A 15154-nucleotide genomic window follows, 5' to 3' on the forward strand; every position below is an offset into this window, starting at 1 on the left:
CCCTTTAATTCTGAGTAGCTTAATTTTTCAACACTAAAAACCCAGTAACCTACTCACCACAATACTTTTAGTACAAAACAATTGACAAATCCTTTAATGACTATGTATAACAAAAACATTTCTATCTTTTGACCTCAGTGTAAAGGGTAATTGAAAAAGACATCAACCCAAATTGAAATGTTGAGTACTACACATCAGGAACTTTAACCCGAAATATGCAATAGACATTCTATTACATAATCCGGGTTTAACAACTCTTGTATTTGAAACTATGGAAAGTTTATTCCAAGTGAATAGGGCTCAAAACCTCCCATCCATTGGCCAATTGCCAATAAATTTAGCTCCAAAGCTGGTTTGATTTTGTTAAAATAACAGGTGCATCATCTGTAACTAAAATTGTTTGTTCGTGTTGGGTAACATATCCACCCTTGTTCCCCACCAAAGTCCACCCATCCTGCAACTCCACAGCAATATTTGAGCTGGTTGAAATAAAAGTTTCAATCGCCACAGTAGTGTTTTTCTTGAACCTTTCTCTATTGCTTCTGACCCGATAGTTTAAAATATCCTCAGGTTTTTCATGTAAGCTCCTTCCAACACCATGTCCTGCTAAATTCTTGATTACCTTGAAACCATGTTTTTTTGCTTCTGTTTCAATCAAGCCCCCAATATCTGCTATTTTCACACCTCCTTTAATATTACCAATGGCTTTGCGTAAAATATTTTTTGAAGCATCTACAAGTGGCTGGAGCTTATTAATGTCCTTTCCAATAATAAATGAGCCTCCATTGTCAGACCAAAACCCATTCAATTCGGCCGAAACATCTATATTAATTAAATCTCCTTCCTTAAGAATTTTATGCTTGGATGGTATACCATGCGCGGCTACTTCATTTACACTAATGCAAGTATATCCGGGAAAACCATATGTTTCATAAGGAGCTGATTTTGCCCCAAAGCCTTTTAGAATTTCACCTCCATATTCATCCAGTTCCTTGGTTGACATACCAATTTTGGCGTATTCTCTCATCAATTTCAAGGTTGTACCTACAACCTCACTGACACTTTTCATCCCCTCTAAATCGGATTCTTTTGTAATCGACATGCTTTGTTTTAAAAAGGTTAATGACCTGTATAAAAGATAGAAAAGGTAATCTCCACCTCTTAACTAATTTATAATTTTTAACCGACAAATGGATATTTACAGTAAATTCAAACCCATATTCAAAGGTTAAACAATTGAATATGGGTTGGAATTCCAATTGCGAATCAGCTTATTAAACCTTTGTTGATCGCAGTTAATGCAAATTATCTCATCGACAGCAACTGGAGGTTATAATTGCTATTAGCTTGGAACCTCTCCTATCATCACATCCACACCACCTGTGGCGAAATTAGGGATATCATTTACAGCAGCTAGCCCTTCAGGGGTAGCCATTTGCTTTTTTAATTCTTCTATAGAGTCGAAATACAATTCTGCCATTCTATACTGAGAAGGTTTTCCTCCATCCGGTGTTCCAATGAATTTAGTAAACTCAACACGACTTAAACCCTTAATTTTAGCGGCGATGGGAAGGTGAGTTTCAGAATAGTAAGTCTCAAAGGCTGCAGGATCTTCTGGGTGTCCATACATTACAACTAATTTTACCATGTTTTTTTTATTACTGTGACTATTTTTTTTTATAATTCTACTCCTCAATAATTCCTCAAAAAAACATTACTTGAGAAAATAATCTTTTCAAGATAAGAATATTTCATTTAGAGGTTATTAGAACACGAGTAAAATGCAAGAAAAACAAACTTTCTTTCTTGACCTGCAGAAACATTTTTCCTGCAGCCTTTAATTTCAATAATCTCCTATATTTATATCAGTCAGTAACTATTTCGATTTCCATTTGATTCCATTTATAATAGGTACTGTGATTATTTCCGGCATCAGACCAGATCAAGACCATCTTTTTACCATCTTTACTGATCCATTTTGGGCTTAACTTTATGCCATAAGTACGGTTTTCCTTGTTGTCGGGATAAAAGGCATCTTTATAATAAAACTGTTTCCAAGGCCCCCAAGGATTCTCTGAATACCAAAACCCAATGCTTCCTGGAAGTGGGCAGTCCCTGCACCAGCCATCCCAGAATTCCTTACTTGGATCCTTTATTCCATAACTGGCCATAATGTATAAATCCAGGCCAGCATTGTAAACGACACTAGGAAACCAACTGGCCCACATCCATTGCTCACCTTCACCTGCCTCAGGATACTGTATTGTAGCACCTCTCTGACGCATGTCTGAGGTCCATATAGCTTGATTGTTATTGATTCCTTGAAAATATTCATATGCTGATTTTTCCAAAATTTTGTCTTTATGTACCCTAGCCAAAGCCAGATTTCGAGGATCATGCTGTTCCGGAGAGTACATATAAACAAACTCATCTTTAGCTGCTGAGTTGGCTTTCCCATTTTGTAAAAAAGCAATCCAATTGAAAGCATAAGCCTCTTTCCCCTCCTTAGGCCGTGGATCTTCCTTATGGAAGAAAAAGGCGGTTGAGTCTAATTCTTGAAAGGACTTATAATTCTCTAAAGTTCCATCCCAACGGTAAACCGTTTTGCCAAAATCTTTCGTATACAAAAGCCTATTAGCAGTAGCTCTTCGGTACCAGGTATCAGTTTCACTTCTCCATAGCCACATATAGATAGTACTATCTACGGCTAAGGTGCCGTACCCATACAATGGTGAATCAACTAAACTAACCGGCCATCCAGGCATTTTTTTTACGTTCTTTTCGGTAAAATTTTGATCCCCCGAAATTTGTAAGAACATAGATCCTTCCCAATCTGCTAAGCTGTTCAATTTCTCTGAACTCCCCCACCATCCATTTCCATCGTCCAAAATTGTATATACATTGTCATCAATGGCCCAGGTCTGACACCAGTTGTCACCAAAGTTCCCTTTGCGAACAAGGGTAGAAGTATCGAAACGAACACCTATTGGATTGGTCTGCGAAAAAGCGGAAATGGTGCTCGCTATAAACAAAAGAAGTAATAAATATTTTCTTGGTTTCATGATTTTATAATATGTAGTGAAACGTGTGCAACTGATGCAAAAAGATCACAAGTACTTCCTTCTCCATTCTTTAGTTGAAAGTCAACGGTTGAAATATTATTTCTCAACAAGCTATTACAATCTTGAGCAAAATACATAAAAATTACGGAGGGTTCAAAAACATTGAGTAGGCAACAAATGCATTAAGCAGGTAAAAGTTAATGTTGTGCCATACCTAATTCTCATCTTTGGGTAAAACATTGTATCCGTCCGATAAACCACATCTTCCAGAAATTTCAAATAGGGTTAAACTTGTGTTATGAAAAGACATTGCTAGAAAGAAATGAAAAGATATGTCAGGAAAGGTCCGAATAGGGTAAGAGCAAGTATGAATTTACGGCTTCCATGGGCCTAGTTTCTACCATGTTTTACTATCGGTAAAAAAATCCAACACCTGAATAGAAGCACCTTCAGCAGGAAACGGTTTTCCGTTGTTGAAACCGGGTCCTCTTTTGGACGTGGCCGCATATTGGGGTATATTCTTTATTCTCTAGGTGTAAGCCTAGAACTTTATAAAAACTGTTCCACTGAATACCTTGGAGTTCTGCTCAGGTAGTGGAATATTGATTCTTTTTACTTACTGCCACTACTTTAATTATGCCTAGCAAACCGACATACGTTTTGGTATCAATACACTTTCAGAGCTATTTCAGAATGAACCTGGCTCCGATCCGATGAATGAGGACGTCTTCATGTTCATAGGCAAGCGGTCCAACCAAGTCTGGACTTTGAGGTGGAACGGGGATGGTTTTACCCTGAACATCAAAAAGCCGGGACAGGGCATTTTGAACAATCTAGGCTTGAGGGAGACGCAATGTCAAGCGTTCAACTGGTTCTGCTTTTACAGTAAAACCAATTCTATTCAGAGAACGGAATAACCCCTTAAAAAAGTGGAGAAAAAAGTGCTTTTTTATTTGATAAAAAGTGGATTAAAATGTTCATAACCAAATTTACACCTGTTTTCATAACATGAATAACAGGATAATAGACTATAAAGAGTTATAAGAGCATGAATTGTAGATGTTTTGTTTTATAACAACGTCTCTTACAACAACAACTCGGGTTATACCCTTGGCAAAACGACGACTACGGTTAATAATATTGAATTTAGCAATAAAGTCCCGAGTTATCGGAGTGGATTACATCACCATAACAGTTGGAATTTGTCAGATTATACGGTTTCTGCCAGTGATTTTGTAAGTTTGGATCCTAGCTCACCGGATTTCCTGCGATTGAAAGCTGGGTCAGGACTTGTGAATGTTGGATCTGATATTGGATTCCCATTCAATGGAACTGCTCCGGACCTTGGGGTTTATGAACAATACTAAATTTTATTCAATCGCATAGCATATAAGGCGGATTCGGAAGAATGGATTAAAAACTATACATAATTGATTTATATTTACTTGAAAATTTTCATGAGACCTATAAACTTGATCCTTGTATTCTCTGCCCTATTATTTTGGCATGATGGCTATAGCCAAATTCCAGATGAGAATACTACCAATCCTTATGCTGTATCTACCTATGAATGTACTGGCCTGTATTGGACAACACCTGAGTCTGGAATTTGCACTGTAAAATATAAAAAAGCATCGGATTCAGATTGGACGCAGGGACTTAACCTGGTGTATGATGATAGAGACGGCCAATATCGGGGAAGTATTGTCGGTCTTGAGCCTAATACTGAGTATCAAGTAGAACTATCGAGTGATCAGGACAAAACAGTCATGAATTTCACAACTCGAAACGATCAATTTCTAATTGGAAAGACAACCTACCTGCCGGAGGGCGAATCAACTGACCCCATCATTATCACAGAATCGGGAACGGCAGATGGCTACCATCTAATCACAGTACCTGAAAATACCAGTTCAGTGATCAATATGGGCAATGTTGGCAATGAGGGAATTAAAATTGATGCTGACTATGTAATCGTCCGGGGAATAGAAATACGTAATGCGAGAGTAGATGGTATTCGTATAAAGGAAAACAGACATGACATTGTCATCGAACAATGTTACATCACTTTTTGGGGAAGAATAGGCGGCCCCATCACTTACGGAAATCTAGAAGGAAGCACGGATAGTGGTATTAAAGCAGAAAGTGGCACATGGAATTTGACCATCCAAAGAAACTTGATTGAAGACCCCAGAGGTGCATCAAATGATTGGGAAACAGGTCATCCATCAGGACCTCAAGGTATCACTATTAGCCAAAGCTTAGGAGGGAATGTAATACGGTATAACGATATTCTTTCCACTGAAGATCATGGGTTCAATGATGCCATCGGTGGTGGCGCAAATTATTCCAATGTGGGCAATATGAACCGGGACTCGGATATTTATGGCAATCTGATCCGTAGTGTTTGGGATGATGCCATCGAAGTCGAAGGAGCCAATATGAACGTTCGGGTATTTGGCAATTATGCCCATAAGTTCTTCAATGGTATAGCTACCGCTTCTACTACGAAAGGCCCGATATATATTTATAAAAATGTAGTAGGAGAAACCAGGATAGGACATCGTAACCCCAGTGGAGGATCCTTTATCAAAACTGGAGAGCGAGAACCGTTTGCCGGAGGTAGAAGATATGTATTTCACAATACGATAGTGCAACCGATGGGTGCTTCCCATGCTTTCTCTGGTCATGGTATTTCCAATACAGTCACAAGGAACAATATCTTTGATGTTCCAGGAAGACTGGCAGCTGATCGTGAAACAGTTGACAATAGCGATTACGACTACGATTATTTTTCAGGTCTATCATCGGGTGTGGCCAAGGAGAAAAATGGCATAAAATTCGGTACCACACCATCTGCCACCAGACTCTACAGGACTTCGTATTCCCTGGAATATTTCCCTCGATCCAGGATCAATTCTATAGTCTGGGGAAGGAAGCCCTATCAGTTCGGCGATGTCCAAAGAAACATTACAGATCCTGTTGTGCAAATTCGTAACCCATTGATTGATGGTGGCATCGAAATCCCGGGATTCAATGACGATTTCAAAGGGGATGCTCCAGACTTGGGTGCTTTTGAGGTAGGAGCTGCCCCTCTGGAATTCGGTAGACGTGCCTATTTGGCCCATGATGAAGGCTGGTCTGCCTGGGAGAAATAGATTAGCCCTGGATAAATTGGTTGCATGTAGTCTATAGCTGAGACCAATTATCAGTCGCTTTACCCAAAAAGAGTGCAATAGATTGTCTATTGCACTCTTTTTGATTAAACCTTACTCAGCACAATCAATTACAAATGGCGAAGCTATATTTATTATTCCCCGATTATAATATAACTTCCATTTGCACCAGAAAACTTGACTCCCGTATTTGAAATGTCCTTAGTATCCACAGATAAATCCCCAGAACATATTACCAATGGTCTGGTTTTAAAAGGTCGCGTAAATTCCAGTGTTTCTCCACCAACAGCCAATCCTGTAAGCCTTCGCTCTGAATTGAGATTTGAACGGGAATCATAGGTAAAAACACTTAAAACAGCTACATCCGCATCTTTTGCCTGTAACCGGACCTTATGCAGGCCAAAACCCAAATTCAATATGCCCTTGCGGTTTTCCAGGTAATTAACCTTTTTGTCGGTATCGATGAAACCTATATTACAAGATTGAGACTTCATAAGCTGGTCATCAACGAAGATGTCAAGCGTCCCTGCATCAGGATCATCTACCCAAGCTACTGAAAGATCAGTACAAACAACTTCAATTTCAATGTATTCCCCAGGCTTAAGCGTGATTTTCTCTGTGCCGTATGGCGCTCCCCATTCTGAATGAAACGGCTCTATCGTTTGGCCCGATAAGTTCCAGTTTGGATTTGATACAGGAAAAAAGCGTCTATTTGGGTTTACTTTGGAATCTACGTAAGTTAATTTGGCATTCTCTCCTGCTATTTCAAGAATATGCCTGTCCCCTAAACTGGTTCGCCCATGTCGGAACATTGAATTGCGTAGGTTGTATGATGGACTTGACCTTCTTGATTCAAACTTTACCCCATCAACATAAGGTACTGGAGGCTCACTGTCGGTTTTGCCCCAGCTATTGATTGCATTGTCTTCAAATATGAATCTATTGGTCTTTATTCTTGAGCTAGTGGAATCAAACGTTACCATATTTCCTTCCCAACCGTAAGTATTCGTATGAAGCCTTTCAGGCAATTGAAGCTGAGCTTGTCCTGCGAAAATCGGATTCCAGCACTCAAAAGCTTTCTCCACTTGTTTGAACCAGAGATAATGAGCTGCTGCTTGTGGATGTCCATCCGATGGTACGAGGGAATACTTGTTTCCCAAGCCTGTAAGATCATCAGCTATTTTTGGATAATCCATATATGGGATCTGGTATCTTAGAGATAGCGCCTGAAGGTCTACTGTATTTGGCGTATATTTACCCTGATTCTGATAAGGGCTAAACAAGAATTCCGTATTGGGATAATTTTGTTGAATCCATCGTATTGCCCCCTCAAAAACAGCTACTTCATCTGGTGTATCCGTTTTCTCATTGGCACCACTGCCAAATATCACAAGATCAGGTCTTGCACCTTCGCTGCGGTTAAAAAGATCGGGATATAAATCTTCCCAGCTTTCCCCTTCCTTATGGCCATTTAAATTAGGATTGGGAGGTATTGACAATGAAAAATACTGCTGTAATCCTGAGTGTGATTCACCGATACTTGATCCATCAGCAGCCATAAAATTAAGGCATATTTTATCGGCACTAAGGTTGAATTTTCTCATTAGCTCAAGCTTTAGCCTTCCAGCATAACTGTAATAATGCCTCCACTCTCCATAATAGCCATCAAGATCCTCTCGACCAGCTTTTTCTGGATCAAAAAGACCTTCTGAAAGAGGCTGTTTGTAGGTAGCAGAGCTCGGGTCTTCGTCGTACATGTACATGGGTGGATTGGCACTTCCCCGGTCAATACTTGAGCCCATTACAATAACATGAATGGCTTCTCCTTTCCATAACTTTTGAATTGTTCTTGGAATGTGCCTGTAGTTTGGCGTCATCTCCCTTGAAGGATGGAGGCTATTTCTATAAGCCTCTTTAACGCTGAGCTTTGGAGCATAAATCCAGACCGTATCGGACGAGCTTAAATTCTCAAATTCAACCTGAATTCCAAATGTATTGATGTCTTTTGACCCTGATATATTGCCAACGCTTGCTTTTCCAATGATCGTGGCATTCTCTACCGAGACCTTAATGGTTCCGGACTTCTCCATTGAGGCGCTATATTCTTTGGCCACAACCAGCTCACCCCTTGCATGTTTCGGGAAACTACGGCTGTCTCTCATTCCAAAGTCCTTAGGACTCCACTCACCATCTTCACTATCTGCTTTCATCACTTTAATCGCAGATTTAAGCTGATTTGCCTCTTTTTGATATCCATGGACGGATAAACTCAATTCATCCCCATAGGCCAGACCTGCCTCGGGAAGTGTGAAAAATTGCCATATCTTTTTACCAGGGCTTATCGCTACCAGATTATGGGTTGAAAAATCAGGTCTTATGGGTTTGGAGACATGTGATTCGCGCATAACTTCAATATCACCCCATGCCTCAGTGTTCCAGAAAGCTACATTATGAGATTGAAAATCTGAAGCCTTTCCTGTTCTGTGACTCATAAAAGAATGGAACTCAAAAGATGAATTCAAAAGTAGATTGGGTGCCTCTTCTGTACTTCCTGAAGACGAGGGTTTTCCATCTTTAATGGTCAGGGCGCTTAGACTAAGGCATAGCATCAGTATTGTAATCTTCAGTGTATTCTTCATTTGTAGCTTTTATAAGGTACTTTTTAAATCTCAGTTTAGGGCCCCTCTACTTCACCATTCTCGCCAGCAACAAATCACACAAAAGATTGCTGTCAAAGAATTTTCTTCAATATATTATTGTATTAAAAACAATAAAAGCACAAATAAAAACCGATTTACAATAAATAAACCAAAATATACAAAAAAGACTATAGCAAAGAAACAGAAGCAGGTCTGGAAGATCAAAAAACACAAAGTACCTTCGGTAAAATCTAGGATTCTCATTCAAATTCTATTCTTTGCAACAAAAGCACCTTATCTTTATAGGGCAGCCAATTTATTATTAGTGTTTTGAAAAGGATAAATAATCAGAAACTTTCTGTGAATACCTCCTCAGATGATTCGTACCCAAAATCTATTGTATTTGGCTTTAAAATTTTATTTACAATTTGGAAGATTCGCTATGCCTACCACTAATGTTTACAGCCATGCACTTCTGCAAAATCAACATTTGTAAAATGAGGAAAAATACTATTCAGGAAATACCAATGAGAATGACAATACTCATTGGTATTTCCCTTCTATTTATCAACATTTCAAAGGTGGCCCAGGCTCAGGCCCATAAATCACCCGGGACCTTCACTGACATACTCTCTTCCTTAGAAAATCCCCGGAATAGTGAAGGTGATTTTATCACACTTAAAGATGGTAGAATCCTATTTGCCTATACCCGCTTTATGAATTCCACAAGTGACCATGCCCCTGCTCAGATTATGGGAAGGTACAGTGAAGATGGTGGCAAGACCTGGTCTGTTAAAGACAAACTGATCGTTGAAAGAGAAGGCGATCAGAATGTGATGTCTGTCTCTTTTTTAAGATTGCAGAATGGCGATATTGCATTGTTTTATGCACGAAAAAACTCACTTGAGGATTGCATACCTATGGTGCGTATTTCAAAGGATGAAACACAGACCTGGAGTGAGCCAACACCAATCATCACGGATCAAAATGGTTATTTTGTATTGAATAATGACAGGGTTATCCAACTAAAGAGTGGAAGGATCTTGGCTCCCGTTTCTCTGCACAAAACGCCAAATTCTGAATGGCGCAACAGAGGGGAAATCAGGTGTTTTTATTCCGATGATATGGGTAACTCCTGGAAAATGGGACAGGTATTGCCGGTTCCCATAAATGCAATCAGCCAAGAACCCGGTGTTGTAGAAATGAATGACGGACGTATCATGATGAATATCCGAACAAATCAAGGCGCGCAATACAGTTCTTTTTCACTTGATGAAGGCATCACCTGGAGCCTTGCAAACAAGACCATTATACCATCCCCTATCTCTCCCGCATCTCTGAAAAGATTAAACGGAACTGGAGACCTAATTCTGGCCTGGAACAACAATGGTAAATCAGGACCGGGTTATTTCAAATCCAAAAGGACACCTCTCACGGTGGCTATTTCCAAGGACGAGGGTCAATCCTGGGTGAATATTCAGAACATTGAAGGAAGCAGTCATGCTTCATATGCCTATACTGCGATTCACGAAGTGGATGATCATATTCTCTTCGCTTATTATGTGAAGCATGATGACAAACCGGGCTATGACCTTCGCATCAGACGGATGTCTCTAAAAGAAATATACGATTTCGATAATCCATACCCTGTTTTGATCGTCGCCAATAAACATTCCAATACTTTGTCGTATCTGGACCCAGTCAAAATGGAAGTTTTGGAAACCATCAACATAGGCAATAATCCCCATGAAATTACGATATCACCGAATCAGCGATTTGCTTACCTCAGTAGCTATGAAGCCCCTGGGGATAAAATTTTTGTAGTCGATTTGATGAAAAGGCAACAGGTAGACACAATCCACACCGGAGAGTATACACGTATACATGGAGCTGCTTTCTCACCTGAAGGGACACATGCCTACTTTACAGCTGGCCAAACTGGGCATGTGGTAGAAGTAGAAACTGCCACCAATACTGTATCCCGTGCCATTCCTACCGGAGGTGAGATTTCTCATATGGTATATCTTTCACCTGATGGAAAACACCTTTTGACGGCCAATATTTCTTCTGAAAATATCTCTGTTATAAACAGAGAATCTGGAGAATTAGAAACTTTAATTCCTGCTGGGAAAGGAGTGGAAGGAATGGCTTTCACCCCAGATGGTAAATATTTATGGGCTTTAAACCAAACAGGAGGAAGTATAACCGTCATAAATTGGCTTTCCAAAACAGTTGTAACCGAATTTGAATGCTCGGGAATGCCTGTTCGTATCAAGTTTTCTAAGGATGGTAGCCGGGCTTATGTAGCAGGCTGGGAAAAGAATGGAACATTGACGGTTATTGATGTAGCATCCAAGAAAGAAATTAAAAGAATACCAGTTGGCAGCTATGCCATAGGAGTTGAAATCTCCTCCGATGGCAAATATGCATTTGTAGGTTGTGAAGATGCTGGAAAAACAAGCATTGGCAAGGATGGTGAAGAAAATCTTGAAAAACTAAAAGCCAAGTCTGATGGTGTGCATGTGGTAGACCTCCACAAACTAGAGGTTGTAAAGGTTATTGAAACCGGTTTAGGACCAGACCCCATGCAATTATGGTGGCCTCCTAATAAACTGATTGAAGACTAAATACAAGGTGAGCGATTATAGCCCCATCTGGAATAAGGTAGTTAAACCCGAAATATGCAATAGACATTCTATTAAGTGCTGAAATCGCTTTAAAATCAGCCACTTCGTTGCTGTTTTCAATTTCACCATAGCGGTGCTATGCTAAAATCTCCAAACAGCCTGATTTTCTTGCGATTGCAACACTTCCCGTAAACACGGGACAGGCTATCACGAATCCATAATCCGGGTTTAACAAACTATTTTATTTAGGTTGGTATGAATAACTGACACCTTTGTTTGCATCAATACCTGTGGGAAGTTTAAAGATCAAACAACCCTTCCTAGCTTCTTGGCTTCAGCATCTTTTCTTGCCCCGTAAAGTATCCCTAAAAGCATTCCCAAAGTTGTCCCCATAGACAAACTCATACTTGACCCTAAAAGGGATTCAATAGAAGTTCCATAAAACATCCCTAATGCCGTTCCGAAAATCATACCGTAAACCATCCCTATTTCTGTATAATGTTTTTCCGTAGTGAAATAAAACTCCTCTTTTAGAAAAACTTTAAATTCAGACAGTTTTTGTTTATAGTATTTTTTCAAGTTGTCCGTTGAAGCATCTAGCTGTAGTGAATCAAGTTCTTTCTGTATTATTGGTGATTGACTTTCAGTTAAACCCTTGCTTTTTAAACTATTCAGAATTTGAATAAAGCCCTTGTAAATCTTTATTTCCCCTTTGTTGTCTGTTGTTTTCAATAATTTATTAAAAACTTCAATTGCCTCTGTAATGCTCATGTTCTTTGTATTTTTTGTATGTATCCAAAATATTGGGTTGAGATATCTTATTTTATTCAGCTCTTAATTCCTCCATGTCTGAGATCAACTCGTCAAGCTTTCTAATTACTCTTCCATAAATAATATTTAAATCCCAATAGTAAATCTTACCTCCCAAAAGTGCTAAAACAGCAAGAATTAATATCATGACTAAAAGTCCGATCAATGGCATCCCAAAAACCACATTAAGGTCAGGGTATTTCACCATAAGCTCACTCATTACCGTTTCGTTTAGTTGTTGTCCATTTTTGCTCGAAAACCAAAACCCCATTATAGCAGATAGAAAAATTATGGGGTAATAAAACCTCGCCAATTTCATATTGACGGATATTTGATCATCCAACCAGCTTCTGAATGATCTAAGGTATTCATAGCTATTAACATTTTCATCAATGCTCTCCAAACCTTTTGAAAGTCTTTTATTCACTATAAACACCAAACTCGAAACCAGAAAAAGACCTATTCCCATAATGGGAATCCCTAATAAAAAAGAAGCTCCCAAAACCATTGTGGATCCAATCGCAATGGCATTCAAATTAGTTTTAAACATCCTCTTATATTTATCGATAAAATGAATCGATTTTTGGTTGTATAGGTTGGTTACTTTTGGACCTACCAATGCCTCATTTTTCATAAATCCTTCTTTCCAAATTGCTTCAATTGACTTTTCCATCTAATCGTTTTTTTAACCGTTCTTTAATTCTTTTAATGCGCACCCCGATGTTATTTGGGTTAGTACCAATAATGTCTGCTATTTCCTGATAAGACTTTTCTTCCAGATAAAGTAAAATCACTCCCCTGTCAACTTCCGACAGTTGCCTAATGGCATCATACAAATGATTTAGTGCCTCATCTGAAAATGCATGGCTATCTTCAACCACCTCTTCAGGCAAGGCATCAGAAGCGAAATACTGAGAACTGTTTTTCTTTTTCTTCAACAAGGTCAAGCAAACATTCAAAGACAATCTGTAAACCCAAGTAGACCACTCAGACTGCCTGCGGAAATTGTCTCTGCTTTTCCAAATTTGTAAACATACTTCTTGATAGTAATCTTCAAAATCTTCTTGCGTATTGGTATATGCGCGGCATATCTTAATAATGATTGCTGCATAGGGTAAAATTGAAGATCTATAAAAGTCGCTGCTCACTGTTTTTTTCTTGGTTAGTGGCGAGAATTAAATATTATTACACCTAATTGAAAATATTTGTGAAAAAAAGTACTGCATAAATAAGTTGAGACCATCTCCTGAATAGAAAAATCATTGCCCTTGAATAAGACCGAAATAGGTAGAAGTCTTTTTATTAGGCGATGAAATCACTCTTAAAAAAAGATCAGTACAGGGCCTTGAAAGAAAAAACATGCACTATGAACACTGAGTTAAAATTAGTCCAGGGCCATCGGCATTTCTTCAAGGTTGTATTTAATGTCTGTAATATTAAGTTTTAACCAGGTCCAATTTCCTCTCTCTAATTTCCACTCCGCCTTCGATTCAACTGGGATTTTTATCCCATTTCGTTCTTCGGTTTTGGTAGCGGTAACTGTCCATTCAGTAGGCAAAACATCATCTGCATCCTTATACCGCATGGCCACAAATTTTTTAAAATCCCCATTTTCTTCAAAGTGAAATATGCCTGAACCTTCGGTCCCATTATATTCCATTGTGGCTTTCGCCGAATAGTCATCCATTGCCTCCCAACTTATATATGGGTTCAAGGCAAAAGATGGGAACCAAACCATTTCGGCCAAATACCGCTGTAAGGTGGCTTGATTTACCTTATCATTGTTTTTTGCATCTACAACAGAAAAGAAGGAAAGCAACTTAATCGTCATTTCTCCTTGACCATTTTCAAATTTATCTCTCCCAACCACAGCTAAAAATGGATTCATTTTTAGCTTGACTGACCAAATAAAAGCTGGAGGTGCAATGGTGAAATATTGTCGGGCTTTTGCCTTGTTCCATTCTTTTTGCTCAGGTTTCATCAACATTTGCAAGTCTTGTTCCAAATAAACATTGTAAACCAATGGTTTTGCAATTGCCCCACTATTAAGTAACCATTTTTGAATTGTTGCAGGCAAGTCCACTATCATTTGCTCCGATAAAATGGTGTTTACTAAGGTATTTGAATCCTCAAACATTTTCGCTGTTTCATCACCCACCATTTTCTTAAAGCTTCCCGATGAATAAAGAAGAAAAATTAAAACCAGTACGACCAAATTTATAATTGTCCCGAACTTGGCATCACTCCAATAGTTTAGAATTAATAACTGTGAAAGGATTACACCCACAATTCCAATTGCCCACCAATAATTGGACTGAATGGACAATAAAAATACAGTTACAGCAAATAATACAAAGGTCAACAACCATAATAATCCAAACGCTTTGGAGATGGGTTGGGTAATGGCATTAAATTCGGAAAGGTCAAAGGCCTTTAAAAATCCAAACAGATGGATAACACCATGTATCCCAATGACTATTATTAAAGCTATTCGCATAATTTTTCTATTTTAATGTAGAATAATGCCTGACAACTTAATTTCTTTAACTGCTCTAAAATAGTGAAAAAATAAACGACTAGCACCTCAGGCGCTTCAAATCTTGAGAAGCTCCTTTCAGCACTTATTCTTTATTGAATTTAGCCTTAAAAATGTTAGGGCATTCCTTTTCAGCTTTTCATTATTGATAGTATTTCATTTACTTTCAGGCTACATAAGCCAAACAAATACCTCTTATTGATTCACGAATACACACGAAGATTATCGACTCAAGAGAATTTCAATGTTTTCATAGTTCATTAAAGCCATGCTATGTACCTTAGTTTTCTCTGTTAATGGTTAT

Annotated in this window: 12 protein-coding genes; 4 read left to right on the top strand and 8 right to left on the bottom strand. The window is 38.7% G+C overall.

Features of this window, described 5'->3' with window-relative positions; all coding sequences use genetic code 11:
- Positions 1-337: 337 nt before the first annotated feature.
- The 3 genes from map to CA2015_RS03575 form a co-directional block, all read right to left on the bottom strand.
- A complete protein-coding gene (gene map, locus CA2015_RS03565; protein WP_048640654.1) occupies positions 338-1102 on the bottom strand; it encodes a type I methionyl aminopeptidase in 765 nt (254 codons plus the stop codon).
- Positions 1103-1342: 240 nt separating this feature from the next.
- Positions 1343-1648 (bottom strand): EthD family reductase, encoded by a 306-nt coding sequence (locus CA2015_RS03570; RefSeq protein ID WP_084011620.1) that lies wholly within the window; start codon positions 1646-1648, stop codon positions 1343-1345.
- Between the two features lie 217 nt (positions 1649-1865).
- Positions 1866-3062: a hypothetical protein gene (locus tag CA2015_RS03575; RefSeq protein WP_048640655.1), complete on the bottom strand. Its 1197-nt coding sequence runs from the start codon at positions 3060-3062 to the stop codon at positions 1866-1868.
- Between the two features lie 653 nt (positions 3063-3715).
- On the opposite strand from CA2015_RS03575, the gene tnpB reads away from it, so the two are divergent.
- From tnpB to CA2015_RS03580, 3 genes are all read left to right on the top strand, one after another.
- Positions 3716-3979: an IS66 family insertion sequence element accessory protein TnpB gene (tnpB, locus tag CA2015_RS25395; protein WP_084011622.1), complete on the top strand. Its 264-nt coding sequence runs from the start codon at positions 3716-3718 to the stop codon at positions 3977-3979.
- A 285-nt stretch (positions 3980-4264) separates the two neighbouring features.
- A complete protein-coding gene (locus CA2015_RS24755; protein WP_157470282.1) occupies positions 4265-4429 on the top strand; it encodes a hypothetical protein in 165 nt (54 codons plus the stop codon).
- Positions 4430-4519: 90 nt separating this feature from the next.
- Complete coding sequence (locus CA2015_RS03580) at positions 4520-6220, top strand: right-handed parallel beta-helix repeat-containing protein (protein ID WP_048640656.1); 1701 nt, start codon at positions 4520-4522, stop codon at positions 6218-6220.
- A gap of 152 nt (positions 6221-6372) precedes the next feature.
- Here the strand turns inward: CA2015_RS03580 and CA2015_RS03585 are convergent, their stop codons facing one another.
- Positions 6373-8877, bottom strand: coding sequence for an SGNH/GDSL hydrolase family protein (locus CA2015_RS03585; RefSeq protein ID WP_157470285.1), 2505 nt, complete (start codon positions 8875-8877; stop codon positions 6373-6375).
- Positions 8878-9374: 497 nt separating this feature from the next.
- Between CA2015_RS03585 and CA2015_RS24760 the strand changes: the two genes are divergently transcribed.
- Positions 9375-11504, top strand: coding sequence for an exo-alpha-sialidase (locus CA2015_RS24760; protein WP_169786459.1), 2130 nt, complete (start codon positions 9375-9377; stop codon positions 11502-11504).
- A gap of 306 nt (positions 11505-11810) precedes the next feature.
- On the opposite strand, the gene CA2015_RS03600 is transcribed toward CA2015_RS24760, so the two are convergent.
- The 4 genes from CA2015_RS03600 to CA2015_RS03615 form a co-directional block, all read right to left on the bottom strand.
- Positions 11811-12275 carry a hypothetical protein gene (locus CA2015_RS03600; RefSeq protein WP_048640659.1) on the bottom strand — a complete coding sequence of 155 codons (465 nt, stop codon included), beginning with the start codon at positions 12273-12275 and terminating at the stop codon, positions 11811-11813.
- 52 nt (positions 12276-12327) lie between these two features.
- Entirely contained in the window at positions 12328-12987 is a 660-nt protein-coding gene (locus CA2015_RS03605) for a hypothetical protein (RefSeq protein WP_048640660.1), read from the bottom strand.
- A complete protein-coding gene (locus CA2015_RS03610) occupies positions 12971-13462 on the bottom strand; it encodes an RNA polymerase sigma factor (protein WP_048640661.1) in 492 nt (163 codons plus the stop codon). The genes CA2015_RS03605 and CA2015_RS03610 overlap by 17 nt, the downstream gene beginning before the upstream one ends.
- A gap of 236 nt (positions 13463-13698) precedes the next feature.
- Complete coding sequence (locus CA2015_RS03615) at positions 13699-14811, bottom strand: DUF6920 family protein (RefSeq protein ID WP_048640662.1); 1113 nt, start codon at positions 14809-14811, stop codon at positions 13699-13701.
- Positions 14812-15154 lie beyond the last annotated feature (343 nt).

Source organism: Cyclobacterium amurskyense (assembly GCF_001050135.1).
Classification (GTDB): domain Bacteria; phylum Bacteroidota; class Bacteroidia; order Cytophagales; family Cyclobacteriaceae; genus Cyclobacterium; species Cyclobacterium amurskyense.

What these genes read in the sequence shown, in the direction of transcription:
- CA2015_RS03580 (WP_048640656.1), top strand. Translation starts at nt 4,520, where the DNA reads ATGAGACCTATAAACTTGATCCTTGTATTCTCTGCCCTATTATTTTGG.
- map (WP_048640654.1), bottom strand. Translation starts at nt 1,102, where the DNA reads ATGTCGATTACAAAAGAATCCGATTTAGAGGGGATGAAAAGTGTCAGT.
- CA2015_RS03570 (WP_084011620.1), bottom strand. Translation starts at nt 1,648, where the DNA reads ATGGTAAAATTAGTTGTAATGTATGGACACCCAGAAGATCCTGCAGCC.
- CA2015_RS03615 (WP_048640662.1), bottom strand. Translation starts at nt 14,811, where the DNA reads ATGCGAATAGCTTTAATAATAGTCATTGGGATACATGGTGTTATCCAT.
- CA2015_RS03600 (WP_048640659.1), bottom strand. Translation starts at nt 12,275, where the DNA reads ATGAGCATTACAGAGGCAATTGAAGTTTTTAATAAATTATTGAAAACA.
- CA2015_RS03575 (WP_048640655.1), bottom strand. Translation starts at nt 3,062, where the DNA reads ATGAAACCAAGAAAATATTTATTACTTCTTTTGTTTATAGCGAGCACC.
- CA2015_RS03585 (WP_157470285.1), bottom strand. Translation starts at nt 8,877, where the DNA reads ATGAAGAATACACTGAAGATTACAATACTGATGCTATGCCTTAGTCTA.
- CA2015_RS24760 (WP_169786459.1), top strand. Translation starts at nt 9,375, where the DNA reads ATGAGGAAAAATACTATTCAGGAAATACCAATGAGAATGACAATACTC.
- CA2015_RS03605 (WP_048640660.1), bottom strand. Translation starts at nt 12,987, where the DNA reads ATGGAAAAGTCAATTGAAGCAATTTGGAAAGAAGGATTTATGAAAAAT.